Source organism: Candidatus Burkholderia verschuerenii, from assembly GCF_001189365.1.
Taxonomy (GTDB): Bacteria; Pseudomonadota; Gammaproteobacteria; order Burkholderiales; family Burkholderiaceae; genus Caballeronia; species Caballeronia verschuerenii.
This window is the reverse complement of the sequence record NZ_LFJJ01000116.1, coordinates 1-17,172: the sequence shown is the minus strand read 5'-3', so window position 1 is coordinate 17,172 and position 17,172 is coordinate 1. Positions and strand designations below refer to the sequence as shown.

The following is a 17,172-nucleotide window of genomic DNA, read 5'->3' as shown; positions in this document are numbered from 1 at the left end:
TCATCGGCGAAGTTCCAAACTCCCAGGAAACCATTCAGATCAATATTGCTTCTGGGAGTTCTGGGAAACACGATCTTCCGGCGGCCCCTTGCCACCCTTGACTTCGACTAATTCTGAAGGGCCGACTGAGTAGTCCCGCGTCCTTCAGCAAGGTCAATGCGCGATAAAAGGCAGCCGGGCCCGTCTTGCCGCCTTGCGCGCGGAAGCGTCGAAACGCCTCCTCGGCTGACAAGGGCGCATCGAAGGCACATTCGAAAACCCGCAAGATCGCGGCATAGAGGCTGGGGCTCGCAGGAGCCGAATGAGTATGCTGGTCTGTCATCCTGTTCTCCGGAGACATCTCAATTCAGATTTTGCAAAAGCGAGGCCGCCTCTTCGGTAGGGGCGCGCATGCCACTTTATCGCTGGCAACCACCTGGGTTCCCATGGGATGCCGATTGCCTCATTCACGATATCCAGTGCGGCCACTTCGTTCACCGCATTGCGTCCCGGTTGTCGCGCTCATGGCGCAACCTGCATGCCGCCGCTCGCCGGGTTAGCCGTGCCCGGTCCACTCCCCGGTTCTCCCTGTGTAACCGTGTCCCTACACAGGCGGCGTTGCGCCTCCTGCCGGCGGGTAAAATCCGGCGCCCGAGCCTTTTCCAACAGAAACCCGACCGCGTCCATCAGCGATAGCATTCGGGATTCCTTCCGTTCCCGAATCGTCAGCGTGGCCGCCTCCTGCTCACGGGCGCCGACGATCAGCAGGAAGGGAATGCGCTCTGGAGCCTGTGCTCACGAATCTTTGCACCAATCGTCTCGTTGCGCACGTCACTCTCCACTCGCAGGCCTGCCTCCTGAAACAGCCGCATGATCTCTTGCGCATAAGCGGCCTGCTCATCGGTGATCGACAAGACCATCGCCTGCACCGGTGCCAGCCAGGGTGGCAGCTTGCCGGCATGATGTTCAAGGAGGATCCCGGTGAAACGCTCCAACGAGCCCAGGATCGCGCGATGCAACATGACGGGGCGCTGTCGCAGGCCCTTGGCATCGATATAGTCGATGCCGAAACGCTCCGGCAGATTCATGTCCACCTGAAGCGTGCCGCACTGCCAGTCCCGACCGATCGCATCGCGCAGAACGAATTCGAGCTTCGGTCCATAGAAGGAAGGCGCCTTCACCCGGACTGAGTTCGAAGCTAACGCCGACGCCTTCCAGCGCTTGCGTCAGTGCGGTTTCCAGCTGGTCCCAAAGCGGATCATCACCCATGCGATGGTCCGGGCGGGTGGACAGCTTGATGCGCACCTCGTCGAAGCCGAATTGCCGATAGATATCGAGCACGAGTTCAATGACAGCCCGGCACTCGGCGTCCAGTTGCTCCGGGGTGCAGTAGATATGCGATATGCGCGTCGTCCTGCGTAAAATGGCGCACGCGCAGCAGCCCGTGCAGCGCCCCGGAAGGCTCATATCGGTGGACTTTACCGAACTCGCTCATGCGGATGGGCAGGTCGCGATAGCTTTTGAGCGCGTGGCGATACATGAGCACACTGCCCGGGCAACTCATCGGCTTGAGCGCCAGGGATTGGCCAGGCTCGGGGTCGGTCACGAACATATGGTCGCGATAATTCTGCCAGTGGCCCGAGATTTCCCAGAGGCCGCGATCCATCACGTCCGGCGTGTTCACTTCGATATAGCCTGCGCTACGCTGCCGGCGACGCAGATAACCGATCATTTCCTGGAATACGGTCCAGCCGCGTGGATGCCAGAAAACCGCTCCGGGGGGAGCCTCCGTCTCGAAATGAAAGAGATCAAGTTCGCGTCCGAGCCGCCGATGATCGCGTCTCTCCGCTTCGGAGAGTCGATGGAAGTGGGCGTTGAGTTGCTGTTGACTCGCCTAGGCTGTGCCATGAATACGTTGTAGCTGTTCATTGTGCGCCTCGTTTCGACAATAGGCACCAGAAACACCCATCAATTTGAACGCTTGCAGAAAGCGTGTGTTCGGCACCATCGGGCCCCCGGGACATGTCGATATAGTCTTGGTGAATATAGATGCTCACTGACGAATCTTTGGGTATCGCGTCGAGCAGCCGAAGCTTGTATTCCGTTCTATTCATCCGGAAGATTCGGAGGACCTCCTCATGCGGTAGCGCATATTTGAGAATGTCATATTCGGTGTCTGCCAACACGCACATGCGGGCTTCGATGGCCAGCAGGTCATCGGGCGTGAAGGGTTGCTCATAGGCGATGTCATAATCGAAGCCATCGTCCGTCACCCGCGCGATCGCCATCTGCGCCGAGGGATAAAGCTGCTTCACCGCATGGCCTAGCAACTGGGCGCAGGCGCGACGAACAATCGAAAGTCCGTCGGGATCGTCGCTCATGACGGGATCGATGGTGCCGTCATGAAGCACGACCCCGGTGAGATCAACCAACTGTCCGTCAAGACGGGCGCCAACCGCATCCTTCGCCCGGGCTGGATCGAGCATCGTCAGCGCCTCGCCAACCGTCGCCGGTCCTTCGAAGACGTGCTGCCGACCACCGTCGCCGTCACGCAGCCGGACAATGATCTCCCGTGGTGTCGTCATCGTTGCCATGCTCAAAACTCGTTCTGGATGGATTTATAGCCCCTCACCAGGGCGTTATTGGCTCGGGCCACATCGTCCGAAAAGGCCGTCGCATCGACGCTCAAGTGTCCACGCAGGATGGCGGCCGGATCGATGAGGTGTCCGGATGGATGACTGGCAGATCGCCGCGGGCATTTTTACGCATCATGAAAGCTCGGGTGGAAAATTGGCACGACGCTCGCCGCTCGTTAATCGCCCCATCAGGTCGGGATCGCGCCATTGGCGGGTGATGGCGGGCGAAAACACGATCGCGTCCAGATCGATCCGACCCATACGAAGGTTTTCAGCATCGTCCCGAAAGCATTGGGCGCTTCCGGTGTCCGTTTCATGGACGATGATCGAATGCAGCTGCACTTCGCCTTCGCCATTGGCCATATCGGTGAGCGACAATGCGGTATCGACCAGACGGAACAGCAAGCAGCCGGGCGAACTGCTCAGCGCTTGGCGAGACGGGGATCAGGACCCAGCGTTCCGAATGCCGCTGCATCGCCTCGCGATAGTCCGTCACATCCGCCGACCACAAAACTACGGCGTGATCAAACCCATCGATCAACTCGCGAATATCGATTTTCAGCAAGCCGAAGTCATAGACCATCTGCCCGTGGTCGAGCGACTGCGCCGCCAGCACGACTTCGACCCTGTACGAGTGGCCGTGGATCGAATGCGAGCAGCGCCGCGTGCTGCATCCGCGCACGATGTGCGCCGCTTCGAAACGGTAAAGTTTGCGGATCAGCATATCGGTCCTTCGCCCCTGAGGCGCACCGCGGGTACGGGATCATAGCCGCCGGGATGAAGCGGATGACAGCGGGCGATTCGCCGCAGGGACAACCATCCGCCCTTGCAGGCACCGTGAATTTGCAGTGCTTCGATCGCATACTGCGAGCAGGATGGATAGAAGCGACAGCGATGCCCCAGCAAGGGACTGATGCCAAGTTGGTAGCCTCGTATCAGCATCACAAGAAGGCGCGCGGGAAGAGCACTCATGGGGTACGCTCATCGTGGAATTGCCAGTGCGTGCCCCCGGCGGTGTCGCTCAGTGTCACGCCGGCGGCATCCAGTTCAGTACGGACCGCATCGGCCTGTGCATAATGTCCTTCCCGGCGCGCCTCATCTCGGAGTGCCACCAACTCTGCGATACGATCAGTGGACAGAGGGGCGGCGTGAGACGTCCGCGTGGTCTGCTCAAGCGCTGGCAGGATCGATGATGGGGGCGCCTGCAACAGGCCCAGCATCGCCGCGGACGCGCGCAGTTGGCCCGAAGCGGGCGACGCTTCAGCCCCGGAGGCATGCGTGGCCGTGATCGCCAGTTCGTGCAGTCGGACGATCGCCTGGGGAACATTCAGATCGTCCCGCAGCGCGCTGGGCAGGCGGGCGTCGGGCTCGACCTCCTCCCGTGGGACGATCCGCGCCAAAAGGGCATACCAGCGTTGAAGCGTCTGCCGGGCCTGGCTCAGGCGTCGGTCATTCCAGTCCAGCGGCTTGCGATAGTGCGTGGCCAATAAGGCCAAGCGGATCGCTTCGCCCGGCACGCGGTCGAGCAGATCGCGTACAAGCAGCACATTGCCCAGCGACTTGGACATTTTCTGCCCATCGACCGTCACGAAGCTGTTGTGCACCCAGGTGCGGCAATACAGCGCGCCATCCTGCGCGCCGCTGCCCTGTGCAATCTCATTCTCATGGTGCGGGAAGATCAGGTCCTGACCGCCGCCATGGATGTCGAGCGTGCCGCCGATATGGCGGCCAATCATCGCCGAACATTCCACATGCCATCCGGGCCGGCCCCGACCCCATGGACTGCTCCAGCCGGGCAGGTCCGGTGTCGAAGGCTTCCACAAGACGAAGTCCAGCGGATTCCGCTTGTACGGCGCCACCTCTACCCGAGCAACCGCCAGCATGTCCTCGGGACGACGCCCGGACAACTGCCCGTAATCAGGCCAGGACGCGACGTCGAAAAGGACGTGCGCCTGCGCGATATAGGCGTGGCCGCGCGCAATGAGCGCCTGTATCAAAGCGATGATGTCGGGGATATGCTCGGTGACGCGCAGCTCCACGTCAGGGGGCACGACGCCCAGGGCGTGCATGTCGGCCTGATAGGCCTCGATATAGCGGGCCGTGACCGCCCCGATGGGTAAGCCCGACGCGACGGCGGCCGCGTTGATCTTGTCGTCGACGTCGGTGAAGTTGCGCGCGTAGATCAGGCGCGCATAGTCGTGCCGCAGCAAGCGGGCGAGCACATCGAACACCACCGCAGGCCGGGCGTCGCCAATATGGGCGAAGTTATAGACCGTCGGTCCGCACACATACATCGTGACCCGGTCGGGCCGCTCGGTGTGAAGCGGTTCCCGCGCACGGGTAAGCGTGTTGTACAGGACGATAGGCGGCGCCTTGCGTGTCAAACCGGTCAGTATCATGACTCGGCCACCCATGCCTGCGGCACGGCCTGCCGAAAGGCATCGAATGTCTCCTCAATGGCTTGCCGGTTTACGTCGCGGGTAATGAAGATCACCCTTGAACGATGATCATCGTCCGGCCATGCCGGCAGTGACATCGGAGGGTGAAAGATGTGCTGCACGCCCTGAATGACATAGGGTCGGTCATGGCCTTCGACATTGAGAATGCCTTTGACCCGCAGGATATTGCTACCGGCGAACCGCAGCAGCGTCTCCAGCCACGCGGCCAGCACCACTTCCGGGATCGGCTCGTTCAGCGAAAAGCAAAAGGCCCTGATGTGATCGTCGTGACGGTTCACATCATGGGTGTCGTGCCCGTGGTGAAGGCCCGAATGATCTTCGCTATGGTCATGCCCGTCATGCTCTACGCCCGCCGTATGCGTATCCGCATAGGCTTCTTCTCTGAGCCAGCGCTTTACATCCGGCGTCTTGCCGTCCGTGGAGAAGAAGCCCAGGTTCAAAAGGCCGTCAGGCGCGACCACGCCGTTAGGCACATCCAGTCGCGGCGCGGCCGGGTTGATGCTATCCAGACGGCGTTCCAGGGCGGAGCGTTGGCGGGGTGTGATCAGATCGCCTTTTGTCAGCAACAGCACATCGGCCATCGCCACTTGCCGGATGGCTTCGGGGTGCACGTCCAGCATCCCCGATCCCGTCGCCAGGTCCAGTGCCGTGACGATACCGTCGAGCCGGTAGCGCGTGGCGACCTCCGCCTGGGTCATCAGCGTGTGAATGATCGGCGCGGGGTCCGCCAGGCCCGTGGTCTCGATCAGCACGCGGTCGAACTGGCGCTGCCCTCCGCGCGAGAAGCGCCAGTGAATGTCGCGCAACGTGGTGATGAGGTCGCCCCGGATCGTGCAGCACAGGCAGCCGCTGTTCATCTCCATGACCACGTTATCCGTGCTATGTGCGACCAGCTGGTGATCCAGCGGGATGGCGGCGAATTCGTTGATGATCACCAGGGCATCCGCCAGTTCGGACTGTTGGACCAGATGATTGAGGATCGTGGTCTTGCCACTGCCGAGAAACCCGGTCAGCAAGGTGACGGGAATGCGCGATGACATGGTTCCAGTCATGAACCCTCTCCTTCGAACGCGCCGGCCCACGCCACCGCATCATGAGGGTGCAGGCTCTCTTCGTGGCGGACGTGAACGCGGGGGTTGAGGTAATGCTCGGCGAGCGCGCTCTGGACCCGGCGGGCTGCATCCTCGACGAACATGAGATTCTGTCCGTTCAACGCCGCAAAGGCCTGCTCATCGGCGCGCTTGACCGCCGTTTGGACCGGTGTGCCCAGGGCGTGCTCGATCCGGTCGATCAGCGCGGTCAAACCCAGCGATGGCGTGTGCGTCGGCCAATCTACACGTGCCAGCGCCCGGCTGCGCTGGCTATGGGGTGTGGCCAGCGTGGCATGGTCGCGCAGCCAGTCGCCCACCTGGGCGGGTGTCACGGCCTCCTGTTCGACAAAGGCCTGGCGAAACGCCTGCTCGACCAGCTGCCGTGACAGCGCCGCCGAGCACGGGCAGGTCGACGCATAATCCACTCCTACCTGAATTTCGACCGTACTCAGGCGTTCAACCTTCGTCGCGGTGACGTGCACGGGATAAGACTTCCATCCAGAGAGCCCCTCCGTCACCAGCGCTGGGCGGCGGATCAGCAGATCGAAAGCGATCCGCACCCGAGCGCTACGACTGCCGCAGTCCCGATGGCTGTCGATCATGGCGTCGAGAAGCGTTGACAGGCGCTTCGGGGATAGAGACTCACCGTCGCTCAGGCTGCCCACCAGCGCGTAGAGCCGCGACATGTGAATGCCTTTGACGTGCGCGAGCGGCAAATCGACATGGGCATCCACGCGTGCATGCACGTCACGACATCGCCCATCCTCGTCCACAGAGAGGGGCAGGTCGATGCCCTGCATGCCCACCCAATCCAGGGAGATCTGGCCGGGTGCGGTGTCTGTCACCGAAATATCCGGAAGCGTTGCGTGCATGATGTGCGTCCTGTCAAGCGATCACGCGTCTGCTTGGGGCCAGTCGGGAAACGGGTTTTCCCAACGCACCCAGGTCGTCGGTCCCTGCGCCATTTCTGTGTTGCTGAGCAGGCAGGCATCGAAGCGGGCACGCAGGGCCGCCTCGTCCATGTCGATACCGATCAGCACCAGTTCCTGACGCGCGTCGCCGACGCCTTCGACCCACTTCTGCTCGATCAGCGCGCGGGCGTCCGGATCCTGCGGCCAGCGCTCCGGAGGCACGGCCGCCCACCAATAGCCGGCCGGACCGTGGCGGGCGACCGCGCCAGCCTGCGACCAGCTCCCCGCCAGGGTGGGGTCGCTGGCCAACCAGAAAAACCCTTTGGACCGCACGACACCGGGCCATTCGCTTTGCACCCATGCATGGAAGCGCTGCGGATGAAAGGGACGGCGCGCCCGATAAACGAAGTTGCCGATGCCATATTCCTCGCTCTCCGGGGTATGGCTGCCGCGCAACTCCTGCAGCCAGCCGGGCGCCTGCGCCGCCTGGTCGAAGTCGAACAGACCTGTGTCGAGCACGCGATCCAGCGGAACCTTGCCGAACTCGGCAACCTCGATCCGTGCGCGCGGATTGAGCGTGTGGAGGATCGCCATCAGGCGTTCACGCTCAGCCTCGTCGATCAGATCGACCTTGTTGAGGACAATGACGTTGCAAAACTCGATCTGGTCGATGAGTAGATCGACCACCGTGCGCGCATCCTGCTCGCCCAGCGATTCACCGCGCGATTGCAAGCTATCGCGCGAACCGTAATCGCGCAGGAAATGGAAGGCATCGACGACGGTCACCATGGTGTCGAGGCGTGCGACGTCCCCCAGACAACGACCATCCTCACCCGCAAAGGTGAAGGTCTCGGCCACGGGAAGCGGCTCGGCGATACCCGTGGACTCGATCACCAGATGATCGAAACGTCCCTCATGAGCGAGCCGGTTGACCTCGATCGGCAAGTCCTCGCGCAGCGTGCAGCAAATGCAGCCATTGCTCATCTCGACCAGTTTCTCGTCGACCCGCGACAGTTCGGCTCCGCCGTCTCGTACAAGCGCGGCGTCGATATTGACCTCGCTCATGTCGTTGACGATGACCGCGACCCGCCAGTTCTCGCGATTGTTCAGAATGTGATTGAGCAAGGTCGTCTTGCCCGCTCCCAGAAAGCCGGACAGCACCGTGACAGGAAGTTTGCCGACCGACACACCATGTTCAGCTGCGTTCATGATCCCGATCTCACGCATCAATTGGAAAGCGACGGACCTAAGCCGGCGTCAGGCGTTTGACCTGTGCACAGGCCGCATTGGCCATGCAGCTCGATCGTGGCCTGATCGGTCCGGAAGGCGTGGCCGTTCGCCCATCGGCCAAGGCATTGCGTCAGTTCGGGCGCGCTGCACTCATCCACGCGTCCGCACTGGTCGCATATGGCGAATGCCCTGGCGTTGTGGGTGCAATGGCCGGGCTCGCGTGCGCAGGCGACCCATGCGTTCAGCGTTGCGAGCCGATGGATCAGACCGTCATCGCGCAACTTCTCCAGGACGCGATAGACCTGCATCGGTGCACTGAAACCTGAACTGCGCAACCGATCGAGCAGCGCATAGGCGCTGAGCGGCCCATCGGCGTGATGCAAGGCAGTGAGGACCTGTTGCTGTTGAGTGGTCAGAGGCATGACGCGCTCCGTAAAAAGCTAGTGATTCGTTACGTTATAACATAACGCCTATCGTCGTGGAAGCGTCGCACGATGTCGCACCCCTGCGTTTGCTCGGCCTAAAGGCGGCTCAACGCATCCCCCCAAAACCCAATCCAGCCGCTCGATGACAGCCGCCTGGGTCGCGCGTTTCGGCAACTCTCTCTGCGCAAAGCACCGCAGCCGATGAAGGTCATGCGCGGGTAACCGGACCGCCAACAGGACATGATCGAGCGTGCTGGGGGCCATGCGCTGCGCTTCTTTGCCGGACGCGAGCAGATGGTTGATCAGTCGCTTGCGGTCTTCAAACGTCCATCCGAGTTTGGCGAGGTCGGAGGGAGACAGTCCCAGCAATGCCAATGCGATCTCGATGATGTCGCCGAACGGAAGCGTGATCCGGACAAGCCTCCCGCTGCGCTTTGTCCAGCGGCGAAACAGGCCATCATTCATGTATCGCCTCTCCGGCGTCGGAATGCGACACCGCGATCGAGCGCCTGCGACATCAAGAATTTGCCGTCAATCTGCGCCGCACGCTCGACCCCCACCCCGAGGCGCGGCGTAGGCTGATCTTCGCTCTCTATTTGTTCTGCGGCCCAGGACGCGAGAATAGCGTACTTCACTTCGGGTTCCAGTGTGGGTCGATCAGCAGCCTCGAACCGGTTTCCAAATTGCGAAAGATGCGACATGACGGATATTCCTTTCTTTCTGCCGCGCTCTGCGGTGGCGTGTGCCGTAAACGATATGTTGGAAGAAGGAGCCCCTGGATCAATAGCATTTCGTCGCAAAGCGACTCGGCAACGCGACGCCTCATGATGACGTGCGGAACGGGCCCTTCGGCAGACCCGATCGACATCGCCACGTATCGCGCTATGTTGGCATCAGGGAGTGCATGGAGATAGTCATGATAGAAAGACGCTTTGTTGTACTCACTGCCGGAATCGTATCGGCTTATATATCCAGGCACGTCGTTTCCGACGCGGAGATTCCCGAGTTGATCCGTATTGTGTTCGACGGGCTGAAACGGTCGGCGTCGGCGCCCAAACGTCAAACGAAGACCTTCGAACCCGCAGTTCCCGTTAAAGCCTCGGTGAAGCATAACTATCTCATCTGCCTTGAAGACGGGAAGAAAATGATCATGCTCAAGCGTTATCTTTGAAGCATGCTGATGAGAATGGCACTCGCGGGAGGCACATTGACCTCGAAATCGCCGCTTTGATCGGGGTGTAATGAAGGATAGGTCTTCGGGTCCCACGTCCCATCGGCCGCGATCCCGGACTCGTTCAATCGCGCTAATGTTGAGCCATCTTCCAGTTTTCCGTTGACGCTCGTCAGTCGTTCATAATTCGCAACCTGAGCCAGCCCTGCGGGAACGATCACCCGGATAGCCTGGGTGGCATTCTCGTTAATCACCGTTACAGTGCTGTTAGTCCCCGCTCCGCCATTCGCCGCGTCACGGGTCGTCGCATAGGCGAATACTGTCGTTTTGAGAGCGTCCGGAACGTCGATTTTTGTTTCCAGCAGAGCCGATCCACCGGGATCTTCACCATTCGTTGCCAGCGAGAAAAGCTTCATGCCGTAATATTCCGGCATGGTCTGAATGACCTGATTCTTGACGATACGGATCGCGGGATACGCATTGTTGGCATACCCTTCGACATATTCCGGGCTGGTGTCGTCTTGCAGGTGGAGGTCGACACCCTTAGCACCATTCTCGGCCATGCAGAACATGAACTGCAAAGCCCACAGTGAGGAAGCGAAGGAATCGCTGATACCGGGTTTCCCTCCACCCGAAAAGGTATTGGCTTCATTCATTCGCCACCCGCCACTGATTCCGTATTTGTTTGCCAGGGCGGTGCGCTGTTTGGCCAATTTGACCAAATTCTCGCTACACGCGTCTTTCAGCATGAAGTCCGTGGTGGCTTTAGGACTACTCGCCCCGATGGCATAATGGTGCCAGTTCAACTGCACAAATCGCGTTTTCTCCGGGCTGGCGAGCAACGCCGCGTTGTATTGGTCGTCACCGGACCAGCTCGTCAGCGTGGCAGACGGGCCGGCGCCGTCGCGGCTCTGGATCGCGTCGGCATAATTGATCCAGTCAGGCACCTTTTTGCTCGCCGTGTCCAGTCCGGCTATGTTGGTATATTCCGGTTCGTTTCCAATTTCAAAATAGGCGAGTGAGGGACCAAACGCCTTTTGGGCGTACTTTGCCTCCGCCTTCGCCAACGACGTATCGAAGTCAGCAGGCCGGCTTTGATAGGAGGCGGGGATCCCGTAGGAGATTTGCCATCCAGACGTCTTGATGAGCTGCGCCAGCGCGTCGACGTCTGGAGGAGAGATTTTGCCGCCAATCACCGCTTTACCATTCTCCAGTGGGCCCAGCCCAGGGCCGCCGACTCCGCCAGGGCCGTTCGGGTCCCAGCGCGTGTACCTCAGCGTGTTCGCGCCAATTCTGAAGTGCCCATTGACGCTCAATAGCTTCATCAACTTGACTAAATTACCCCCACCCGCCGCGTTATCGACGTGAAACAGCTGAGAATACATCACGCTCTTTTCCCAGCTAAGTCCGATAAAATTCGGCGCGACGTGAATGGGACGGGTGGATGGGGCGCTCGTCACATTTACTTTGACCAGATCGGCATCAGGAATGTTGGCATAGGGGTCCTGTGTGATGGGCGGGGACCCGTTAGTTGGTTGACCGCCAGTGGCAATATCGTCACTTCCTCCACCGCCACATCCGGTCAGGCCCGCCGAGAGAATGAAAGATACCAAAATCATCGAGTGAATTTTCTTCATTTGAGATCATCTCCGTATGTTTTTTATACATCTGCACTACCCTCGAAACTAAGGAGCGTCAGATTTCATGCTTAACGATAAGAAGTACTAATTTCATGTTCCCCGAACTTGCATCGACTACGACTCTTTTGCTCCAACTAGAACAGAATCGCGATGCCGAGCATGCCGACGAACTGCCCATGGGTCGATGAGGGCGTCGAATTTTGCGAATCGCCAACTGCGGGCGTTGCAGCGACGATGTCGGTGCCCGTTGAATTCAGTGTCTGACCGTTGGCGTGCTGATAGGCCTGAAGCGCATATAAGGTGGTGCGCTTGGACAAGTGATAGGCCTCCTTGAGGGAATATTGCTGATAGCGCGCTGCGCTGTTTATGCCGTTGGCTTTCGACGCCATCGTGTCCGCGAAGGCGGCACCGATGTCAAAGTCCGGCGTAAACCGGTAGGTCATAAGCGCCGCGACCGTATTGAAGATGGCCGTATCCCGAAAGATCGACCGCCCGCCTGCCACGTATTGAACGTTCGAATAGGTCAAACCCATCATCAGGTTGCCGATCGTGTAATCTGCTGCTGCGGCGATATGCTGCAGCGTTTTGGCCGAGACATAACCTGCGTTGAGCGATGAAGTCCCGAAGCTGCCCGTGGACGTCGGATCGAACCCGGTGGTCTTCTGCGCATTGTCCATCCGCAGATATCCCATAGCGAGGTTCAGCGGACCCGTCGCGTAGCGAACGCCTGCACTGAGGGTCTGGCCTTTACCCATGGCGCCGGCGATGCCGCCGAGCGCATACATGCCACTGGCCTGCAGGCCATGCCAGTCCGGCGAAGTATAGACCAGCGCGTTGTTGATACGGATCGTGGTGTCGAGCCCGTCGATATCACCAGGGTGCGCGCCAGTCGCACCCGTCAGCCAGCTACTGGAGGCAAGCGGGCCGACAAACAGATAGTAGGGAGTGTACTGGCGGCCCATCGTGAATGTCCCGTAGGCCGGATTTTGCAAACCCATATAGGCCTGACGATTAAATATCTGCGAAGACGCCGAGAGTGCGCCCGTATTGGGATCGAATCCGTTCTGCAGGTCGAAAATCACCCGGCTACCGCCGCCTATATCCTCGCTCCCGCGCAACCCCCATTTCGATGCCGCCAGATTACCCTGTCGCAGATAAACATTTGCATGGCCTTTCTGGTTGTTGGCGTACACAAAGGCGTCATCGACTGCACCATATAAAGTTACGCTGCTTTGGGCGTGAGCGCATATGGCGCCCAGCGATACGCCACTCATCAACAAGGCCTTCATTCTTCCATGTTGTCCCATCGTCCCCTCCGTTCCGTTCAATTTGGTCCTTGGATATTTCTGTCGACGGCACCCCACAAGGCGATACGCTGACCCGCCGCACGAACGGGCAAGGCAGATCATTGACGCAGGCGGGGGGCTGAGCGCGGAATGGCTGCGGGGCCGCACCTTGCGTTCACGAACCGCGGCTCTATCAGGCGGATCACTCGCCTTCGTGATCGATCCGCTGCTCATGCAAATTCACTGGGGTCATGCGAGGCATGAGCAGATGAATAGCGCCGAGCGCCACCAGAATACGCTAATGCGCCGATGGCGAAGAGCACCCAATACTGACCGGTGCGCTGCAAGGTCTCACCGATAACGCCTGAGTAGAAAAACGACCCAACCATCCCTGCGACGCCACCGATACCGACCACCGTGCCCACCATCCGGCGTGGAAACACGTCGCTTACCGTGGTAACAAGGTTGGCTGACCATCCTTGGTGTGCTGCCGCGGCCAGACCGACTGCAAAGACCGCGTACCAGAGGCTTTGGAAGTGCGAAAGCGCGGCAATCGGAAGGACACATAGCGCGCAAACGCCCATCGCAATCTTGCGCGCATTGACATTGCTGGAATGGCTCATCAGGCGGGACGACAGCCAACCCCCGGCCACGCTACCTGCAGAAGCCATTGTGTAGATGACGATCAGCGGCAGCCCAACTGGCCGATGTCGATGTGATGAGTCTCGTTGAGTCATTTGGGCAACCAGAACAGGTAAAACCACCACACCGGATCAGTCAGCAGCTTGCCGAGAATAAACGCCCAGGTTTCGCGATACCTGAGCGCTGAGAGCCAGCTCACAGAGCGCTCCGCGCTCTCACTACGATCCGAATTGAAGTAATCAAGCTCCTGTTTCGAGACCGAGGGATGCTGTGCGGGAGGACGGTATAGCAGCAGCAACCACGCCGCCAGCCAGACAAAGCCCACTGCGCCTCCCGCTACGAATGTGGTCCGCCATCCCCACATGACGGCGGCGATGGGCACAAACGCGGGCGCGACGATGCCCCCCACGGTGGCACCCATGTTCCACAAGCCCGTCGCCAGAGCCCGCTCTTTCTTCGGAAACCATATGGCGGTCGTACGGATGGCCACCGGGAAATTGGCCGCCTCACTGAAGCCAAGCAGGCCGCGCACGGCTGCGAAGCCCGGCACCGTCGTGGCCAGCGCGTGGAACATCGCGGCCAGACTCCAGGCCACCATCCTACCGCCATAAACCAGTCTGGTGCTCACCCGATCCGCGATACGGCCGAAGATCGCGAGGCCGGCGGCGTAGGCTACTGTGAAAACCATCACGGTCTGCGCATATTGGACCTGATCCCAGCCAATATCCTTTTGGAGCAGGGGCGCGAGTAGCCCAAGCATCTGGCGATCCATATAATGGATCGTTGTCGCGAAGAAAATGAGCGCGCAGATCGTCCACCGATAGCGTCCGATAGCCGTTTGATCCGCAATGGACGGCTTGTCAGTCATTTTCATTCGTGTCTCCAGAAAGTTCAGTATTACGTTCCGGCACCGTCGCCTTGTCAGGACGCGTCGTCAGGCGTAGTCAAACCCGTCTGCGTCGGCGGCCGACTGCACCCGTGCTGTAAGGGTCCATACGCATGGCAGACCGGGCATTCACCCGGCTGGAAGCATCCGATCAAAAGCGTGGACTCTTGCCGCTGAAATCCGGATCGTATTTCCGCATCTGCTTCAGATCATCGCGATAGCGCAGGTCGCATAACAGATACTGATCGTGCAGTTCGGCTAACCGGTCATAGTCGAGCTCAACGCCCAGGCCCGGGGTAGTCGGCACGCGCACCGCGCCACGATCAAAGCGCACCCGGCCACCTTTGATGATGTCGTCCTCCTGCCATGGATAATGGGTGTCGCACGCATAGGTCAGATTGGGATGCTCGCTGCGACGTGCGTCATCGCGATCAGACTGATACCAAGATGCGAATTGGAGTGCATTGATACGCCCAGGTCCCACACCCGGCACATACGCGCCAGCGTCTATGTGACCCGCAGGCCACCCCAGTAATGATGATCTGACAGCAGGACCTTGACCGCGCCCTTCTCGCCATTGCGGCGGAAGTCGTCCATTGTGGTGATCACCATATTGGTTACGAGCGGTAAGGTCGTACGCTGCTGCAGTTCGGCCATGTTGTCGAGACCTGGCTGGACAGGGGTCCTCGTAGTATTCGAGGATGCCGTCGAGTTCCGCTATCGCCTTGATGCTGGTCTCAAGGGTCCAGTTGGCGTTCGGATCCAGTCGCAGTGGCCTGTCGGGAAAGGCCTTGGCGAGCGCCTTCATGCAGTTGATTTCGTGCGATGGCTCGAACACGCCACCCTTGAGCTTGATGCTCTGGAAACCGTACAGATCGATCATGCGGTGCGCCTGCTCCACAATCTCTTCGGGGGTGATCGCTTCGCCCCATGCATCGGGCGCATAGGGCTTACCGATATGTTCGGCGTACTTGAAGAACAGATACGCACTGTAGGGCACCTCGCTGCGCACCCTGCCGCCCAGCAGATCAACTACCGGCGCGCCGAGAATCTGACCTTGCAGGTCGAGCATGGCGACTTCGAACGCACTCACCACTTTCGCGGTGTTCTTGGACGCGTGCGAACCCGGTGCCAACTCGAATTCGGATCCACCCGGTGTGGGTTTGACAGCAATACCAACCCGCACTTCCATCTCGTTCAGATCGAAAGGCGACAATCCCACCAAAAAGGCTTGTGCCAGCGCGAGCGCGCGCAGCATCGGTTCGTCACCATAGGTTTCTGAGATGCCGACACGGCCATCACTCGTTTCCAGTTCGATGATCGCACGCAGGGCCCATGGCTCATGGATGCCAGCGGCATTGCGCAAGGGACAGTCGCGAAAGGCGATCGGAGTGACTTTGACTTGGGTGAGCCGGATATCGTGCGACATGGAGAGAAAATGGTTATCGATAGAAGAAGTGCATTTGATAAGACAATATTAATACTCTAATGCATTAGTGTGTTACTGGTATAAACACTAGGTCTTAGCGCTATGCGGGACAGGGACTAAACGTTGTCAGATATAGTGATGTTCACTTATGGATTCTGTTTACCTGAGTTTCGAGCACGCCCCTGCTCCTTTCACCGCCTATGCTAAAAAACGTGTTGCCGTCCACCTCCGCCTTGGCACCGACCCGACTCGACCGATCCCGCCATGCCGTGCCACAAATATTCGAACGGCTACGCGCCATGATCCTGTCCCTCGAACTGACGCCCGGCACGCTGCTTTCTCGCGCCGATCTGGCGGCTCAATACGGGCTGAGTCAAACGCCGGTGCGCGACGCACTCATGCGACTGGGTGAGGAAGATCTTGTCGACATCTTTCCGCAGCACGCCACGGTGGTGAGCCGGATCAGTGTCGCCTCTGCGCTGCAAGCCCATTTTCTTCGATGCTCGATTGAACTGGAAATTGTGCGCAAGCTTTCGCACGATCACGATGTCGGACTGATTGGTCAGTTGCGCGCCATGATCGCCCAGCAGATGGAATTGCATGATCTGGAGAACTATGAACAGTTCTCCTCGCTTGATCAGGCGTTTCATCGGGTGTTATATGAGGCGGCGGGCCTCCCCGAACTCTGGGACCTCGTGCGCCGACGCAGTGGTCACATCGACCGGCTGCGCCGCCTGCACTTACCTGTAGAGGGCAAAACAATAGCGGTGGTGCGCGATCATTGCGAAATTGTTGATGCAATTGAAGCACACGATCCCGAAGCGGCCCAGCATGCAGTGCGTAAGCATTTATCGGGTACGTTGAGCCAGGTTGATCAAATCCGCGCGCGGTATCCAGAGTTTCTGGCGGATGAGTGAATGTGATCTGCCAGGCTACCCACGCTAGCGGGAGACTTGGTTATCGTTCCTTTGCGGCGCGAAACGATCGATCACCTTGACAGCCGTCGAATTGGCAAAGGATGCCGCACCGAGTGCGATGCGGTGCAGGTGACGTCACGGCTAGGACGACGATGGCGCGCGCGGACATGGAGTGGTCTCCTGGCAGTCCAAGGTCGATCGCGCTTCGAACCCGGATCGCAAGACGGTCATATCTAAATTCAATTCGTGTTTATATACCTTCGTCCTTTTGGCGATCCGGCGAGTTCGGATGAAAGGTCAAGCGACTAAAACCCTCAAGCGCTGCCTTTGGACCTACGCCTCGAAGGGAGATCCAGTGTATCTCGCCGGTCGGCCCGCCGCACCGCCCACTCGCGTCCCTATGTGTGCGGTGCGATCGATGTTGCCGACGCTTTCTTTGGCGCGGCCGTTCGGCGGAACCCGCGATCGTT

General features: G+C 59.6%; 20 protein-coding genes and 1 pseudogene. 3 read left to right on the top strand and 18 right to left on the bottom strand.

The genetic code is table 11. From position 1 onward, the window contains the following. Positions 1 to 501: 501 nt before the first annotated feature. The 14 genes from BVER_RS36505 to BVER_RS31685 all read right to left on the bottom strand — a co-directional run bounded on the left by BVER_RS36505 (position 502) and on the right by BVER_RS31685 (position 9,432). Positions 502 to 702, bottom strand: coding sequence for a hypothetical protein (locus BVER_RS36505; protein WP_332309130.1), 201 nt, complete (start codon positions 700 to 702; stop codon positions 502 to 504). A 38-nt stretch (positions 703 to 740) separates the two neighbouring features. Then, the gene (locus tag BVER_RS36500) at positions 741 to 1,160 is read right to left on the bottom strand and encodes an aminoacyl--tRNA ligase-related protein (RefSeq protein ID WP_232316636.1); all 420 of its coding nucleotides are present in this window, start codon (positions 1,158 to 1,160) and stop codon (positions 741 to 743) included. Between the two features lie 164 nt (positions 1,161 to 1,324). Next, a complete protein-coding gene (locus BVER_RS36495) occupies positions 1,325 to 1,711 on the bottom strand; it encodes an aminoacyl--tRNA ligase-related protein (RefSeq protein WP_232316635.1) in 387 nt (128 codons plus the stop codon). A 162-nt stretch (positions 1,712 to 1,873) separates the two neighbouring features. Continuing rightward, positions 1,874 to 1,987 carry a hypothetical protein gene (locus BVER_RS36490; RefSeq protein ID WP_232316634.1) on the bottom strand — a complete coding sequence of 38 codons (114 nt, stop codon included), beginning with the start codon at positions 1,985 to 1,987 and terminating at the stop codon, positions 1,874 to 1,876. A 760-nt stretch (positions 1,988 to 2,747) separates the two neighbouring features. Next, on the bottom strand, positions 2,748 to 3,020 hold the full coding sequence (locus BVER_RS36310; protein WP_232316637.1) for a hypothetical protein: 273 nt from the start codon (positions 3,018 to 3,020) through the stop codon (positions 2,748 to 2,750). Next, positions 2,929 to 3,339 carry a 6-pyruvoyl trahydropterin synthase family protein gene (locus tag BVER_RS18530; protein WP_232316633.1) on the bottom strand — a complete coding sequence of 137 codons (411 nt, stop codon included), beginning with the start codon at positions 3,337 to 3,339 and terminating at the stop codon, positions 2,929 to 2,931. Before BVER_RS18530 ends, BVER_RS36310 begins: the two co-directional genes overlap by 92 nt. After that, positions 3,333 to 3,587 (bottom strand): membrane protein insertion efficiency factor YidD, encoded by a 255-nt coding sequence (gene yidD, locus BVER_RS30340; protein ID WP_083452247.1) that lies wholly within the window; start codon positions 3,585 to 3,587, stop codon positions 3,333 to 3,335. The genes BVER_RS18530 and yidD overlap by 7 nt, the downstream gene beginning before the upstream one ends. After that, positions 3,584 to 5,014 carry a cysteine--tRNA ligase gene (gene cysS / locus BVER_RS18525; RefSeq protein WP_050454559.1) on the bottom strand — a complete coding sequence of 477 codons (1,431 nt, stop codon included), beginning with the start codon at positions 5,012 to 5,014 and terminating at the stop codon, positions 3,584 to 3,586. The genes yidD and cysS overlap by 4 nt, the downstream gene beginning before the upstream one ends. Then, positions 5,011 to 6,126: a CobW family GTP-binding protein gene (locus tag BVER_RS18520; protein ID WP_050454558.1), complete on the bottom strand. Its 1,116-nt coding sequence runs from the start codon at positions 6,124 to 6,126 to the stop codon at positions 5,011 to 5,013. Before BVER_RS18520 ends, cysS begins: the two co-directional genes overlap by 4 nt. After that, entirely contained in the window at positions 6,123 to 7,037 is a 915-nt protein-coding gene (folE2, locus tag BVER_RS18515) for a GTP cyclohydrolase FolE2 (RefSeq protein ID WP_050454557.1), read from the bottom strand. The genes BVER_RS18520 and folE2 overlap by 4 nt, the downstream gene beginning before the upstream one ends. A 21-nt stretch (positions 7,038 to 7,058) precedes the next feature. Continuing rightward, positions 7,059 to 8,285, bottom strand: coding sequence for a zinc metallochaperone GTPase ZigA (gene zigA / locus BVER_RS18510; RefSeq protein WP_083452248.1), 1,227 nt, complete (start codon positions 8,283 to 8,285; stop codon positions 7,059 to 7,061). Positions 8,286 to 8,302: 17 nt separating this feature from the next. Then, positions 8,303 to 8,728 carry a Fur family transcriptional regulator gene (locus BVER_RS18505; protein ID WP_050454555.1) on the bottom strand — a complete coding sequence of 142 codons (426 nt, stop codon included), beginning with the start codon at positions 8,726 to 8,728 and terminating at the stop codon, positions 8,303 to 8,305. A 48-nt stretch (positions 8,729 to 8,776) separates the two neighbouring features. Continuing rightward, positions 8,777 to 9,196, bottom strand: a complete 420-nt coding sequence (locus BVER_RS18500; protein WP_050454554.1) for a hypothetical protein — start codon at positions 9,194 to 9,196, stop codon at positions 8,777 to 8,779. Then, positions 9,193 to 9,432: a hypothetical protein gene (locus tag BVER_RS31685; RefSeq protein ID WP_157056119.1), complete on the bottom strand. Its 240-nt coding sequence runs from the start codon at positions 9,430 to 9,432 to the stop codon at positions 9,193 to 9,195. Before BVER_RS31685 ends, BVER_RS18500 begins: the two co-directional genes overlap by 4 nt. Before the next feature lie 215 nt (positions 9,433 to 9,647). Between BVER_RS31685 and BVER_RS18495 the strand changes: the two genes are divergently transcribed. Further along, on the top strand, positions 9,648 to 9,902 hold the full coding sequence (locus BVER_RS18495; protein WP_198155298.1) for a MucR family transcriptional regulator: 255 nt from the start codon (positions 9,648 to 9,650) through the stop codon (positions 9,900 to 9,902). On the opposite strand, the gene BVER_RS18490 is transcribed toward BVER_RS18495, so the two are convergent. The 4 genes and pseudogenes from BVER_RS18490 to BVER_RS18475 all read right to left on the bottom strand — a co-directional run bounded on the left by BVER_RS18490 (position 9,893) and on the right by BVER_RS18475 (position 15,785). Next, complete coding sequence (locus BVER_RS18490) at positions 9,893 to 11,539, bottom strand: hypothetical protein (protein WP_157056118.1); 1,647 nt, start codon at positions 11,537 to 11,539, stop codon at positions 9,893 to 9,895. The two genes, BVER_RS18495 and BVER_RS18490, sit on opposite strands and share 10 nt — an antisense overlap. Before the next feature lie 137 nt (positions 11,540 to 11,676). Continuing rightward, a complete protein-coding gene (locus tag BVER_RS18485; RefSeq protein ID WP_050454551.1) occupies positions 11,677 to 12,849 on the bottom strand; it encodes a porin in 1,173 nt (390 codons plus the stop codon). 181 nt (positions 12,850 to 13,030) lie between these two features. Further along, positions 13,031 to 14,338 (bottom strand): annotated as a pseudogene (locus BVER_RS18480) (MFS transporter). A gap of 169 nt (positions 14,339 to 14,507) precedes the next feature. After that, positions 14,508 to 15,785: an enolase C-terminal domain-like protein gene (locus tag BVER_RS18475; RefSeq protein ID WP_440588100.1), complete on the bottom strand. Its 1,278-nt coding sequence runs from the start codon at positions 15,783 to 15,785 to the stop codon at positions 14,508 to 14,510. 200 nt (positions 15,786 to 15,985) lie between these two features. Here BVER_RS18475 and BVER_RS18470 point away from each other — a divergent pair, with 200 nt between their 5' ends. Both BVER_RS18470 and BVER_RS34135 read left to right on the top strand, forming a co-directional pair. Then, a complete protein-coding gene (locus tag BVER_RS18470) occupies positions 15,986 to 16,702 on the top strand; it encodes a GntR family transcriptional regulator (protein ID WP_050454550.1) in 717 nt (238 codons plus the stop codon). A 172-nt stretch (positions 16,703 to 16,874) separates the two neighbouring features. Further along, on the top strand, positions 16,875 to 17,172 hold a 298-nt coding region (locus tag BVER_RS34135), incomplete at its 3' end, for a hypothetical protein (RefSeq protein ID WP_232316632.1).

What these genes read in the sequence shown, in the direction of transcription:
- BVER_RS18530 (WP_232316633.1), bottom strand. Translation starts at nt 3,339, where the DNA reads ATGCTGATCCGCAAACTTTACCGTTTCGAAGCGGCGCACATCGTGCGC.
- cysS (WP_050454559.1), bottom strand. Translation starts at nt 5,014, where the DNA reads ATGATACTGACCGGTTTGACACGCAAGGCGCCGCCTATCGTCCTGTAC.
- BVER_RS18470 (WP_050454550.1), top strand. Translation starts at nt 15,986, where the DNA reads ATGCTAAAAAACGTGTTGCCGTCCACCTCCGCCTTGGCACCGACCCGA.
- BVER_RS18495 (WP_198155298.1), top strand. Translation starts at nt 9,648, where the DNA reads ATGATAGAAAGACGCTTTGTTGTACTCACTGCCGGAATCGTATCGGCT.
- BVER_RS18520 (WP_050454558.1), bottom strand. Translation starts at nt 6,126, where the DNA reads ATGACTGGAACCATGTCATCGCGCATTCCCGTCACCTTGCTGACCGGG.
- BVER_RS18475 (WP_440588100.1), bottom strand. Translation starts at nt 15,785, where the DNA reads ATGTCGCACGATATCCGGCTCACCCAAGTCAAAGTCACTCCGATCGCC.
- zigA (WP_083452248.1), bottom strand. Translation starts at nt 8,285, where the DNA reads ATGAACGCAGCTGAACATGGTGTGTCGGTCGGCAAACTTCCTGTCACG.
- yidD (WP_083452247.1), bottom strand. Translation starts at nt 3,587, where the DNA reads ATGAGTGCTCTTCCCGCGCGCCTTCTTGTGATGCTGATACGAGGCTAC.
- folE2 (WP_050454557.1), bottom strand. Translation starts at nt 7,037, where the DNA reads ATGCACGCAACGCTTCCGGATATTTCGGTGACAGACACCGCACCCGGC.
- BVER_RS18500 (WP_050454554.1), bottom strand. Translation starts at nt 9,196, where the DNA reads ATGAATGATGGCCTGTTTCGCCGCTGGACAAAGCGCAGCGGGAGGCTT.
- BVER_RS18505 (WP_050454555.1), bottom strand. Translation starts at nt 8,728, where the DNA reads ATGCCTCTGACCACTCAACAGCAACAGGTCCTCACTGCCTTGCATCAC.
- BVER_RS18490 (WP_157056118.1), bottom strand. Translation starts at nt 11,539, where the DNA reads ATGAAGAAAATTCACTCGATGATTTTGGTATCTTTCATTCTCTCGGCG.
- BVER_RS36490 (WP_232316634.1), bottom strand. Translation starts at nt 1,987, where the DNA reads ATGGTGCCGAACACACGCTTTCTGCAAGCGTTCAAATTGATGGGTGTT.
- BVER_RS31685 (WP_157056119.1), bottom strand. Translation starts at nt 9,432, where the DNA reads ATGTCGCATCTTTCGCAATTTGGAAACCGGTTCGAGGCTGCTGATCGA.
- BVER_RS36495 (WP_232316635.1), bottom strand. Translation starts at nt 1,711, where the DNA reads ATGATCGGTTATCTGCGTCGCCGGCAGCGTAGCGCAGGCTATATCGAA.
- BVER_RS18485 (WP_050454551.1), bottom strand. Translation starts at nt 12,849, where the DNA reads ATGGGACAACATGGAAGAATGAAGGCCTTGTTGATGAGTGGCGTATCG.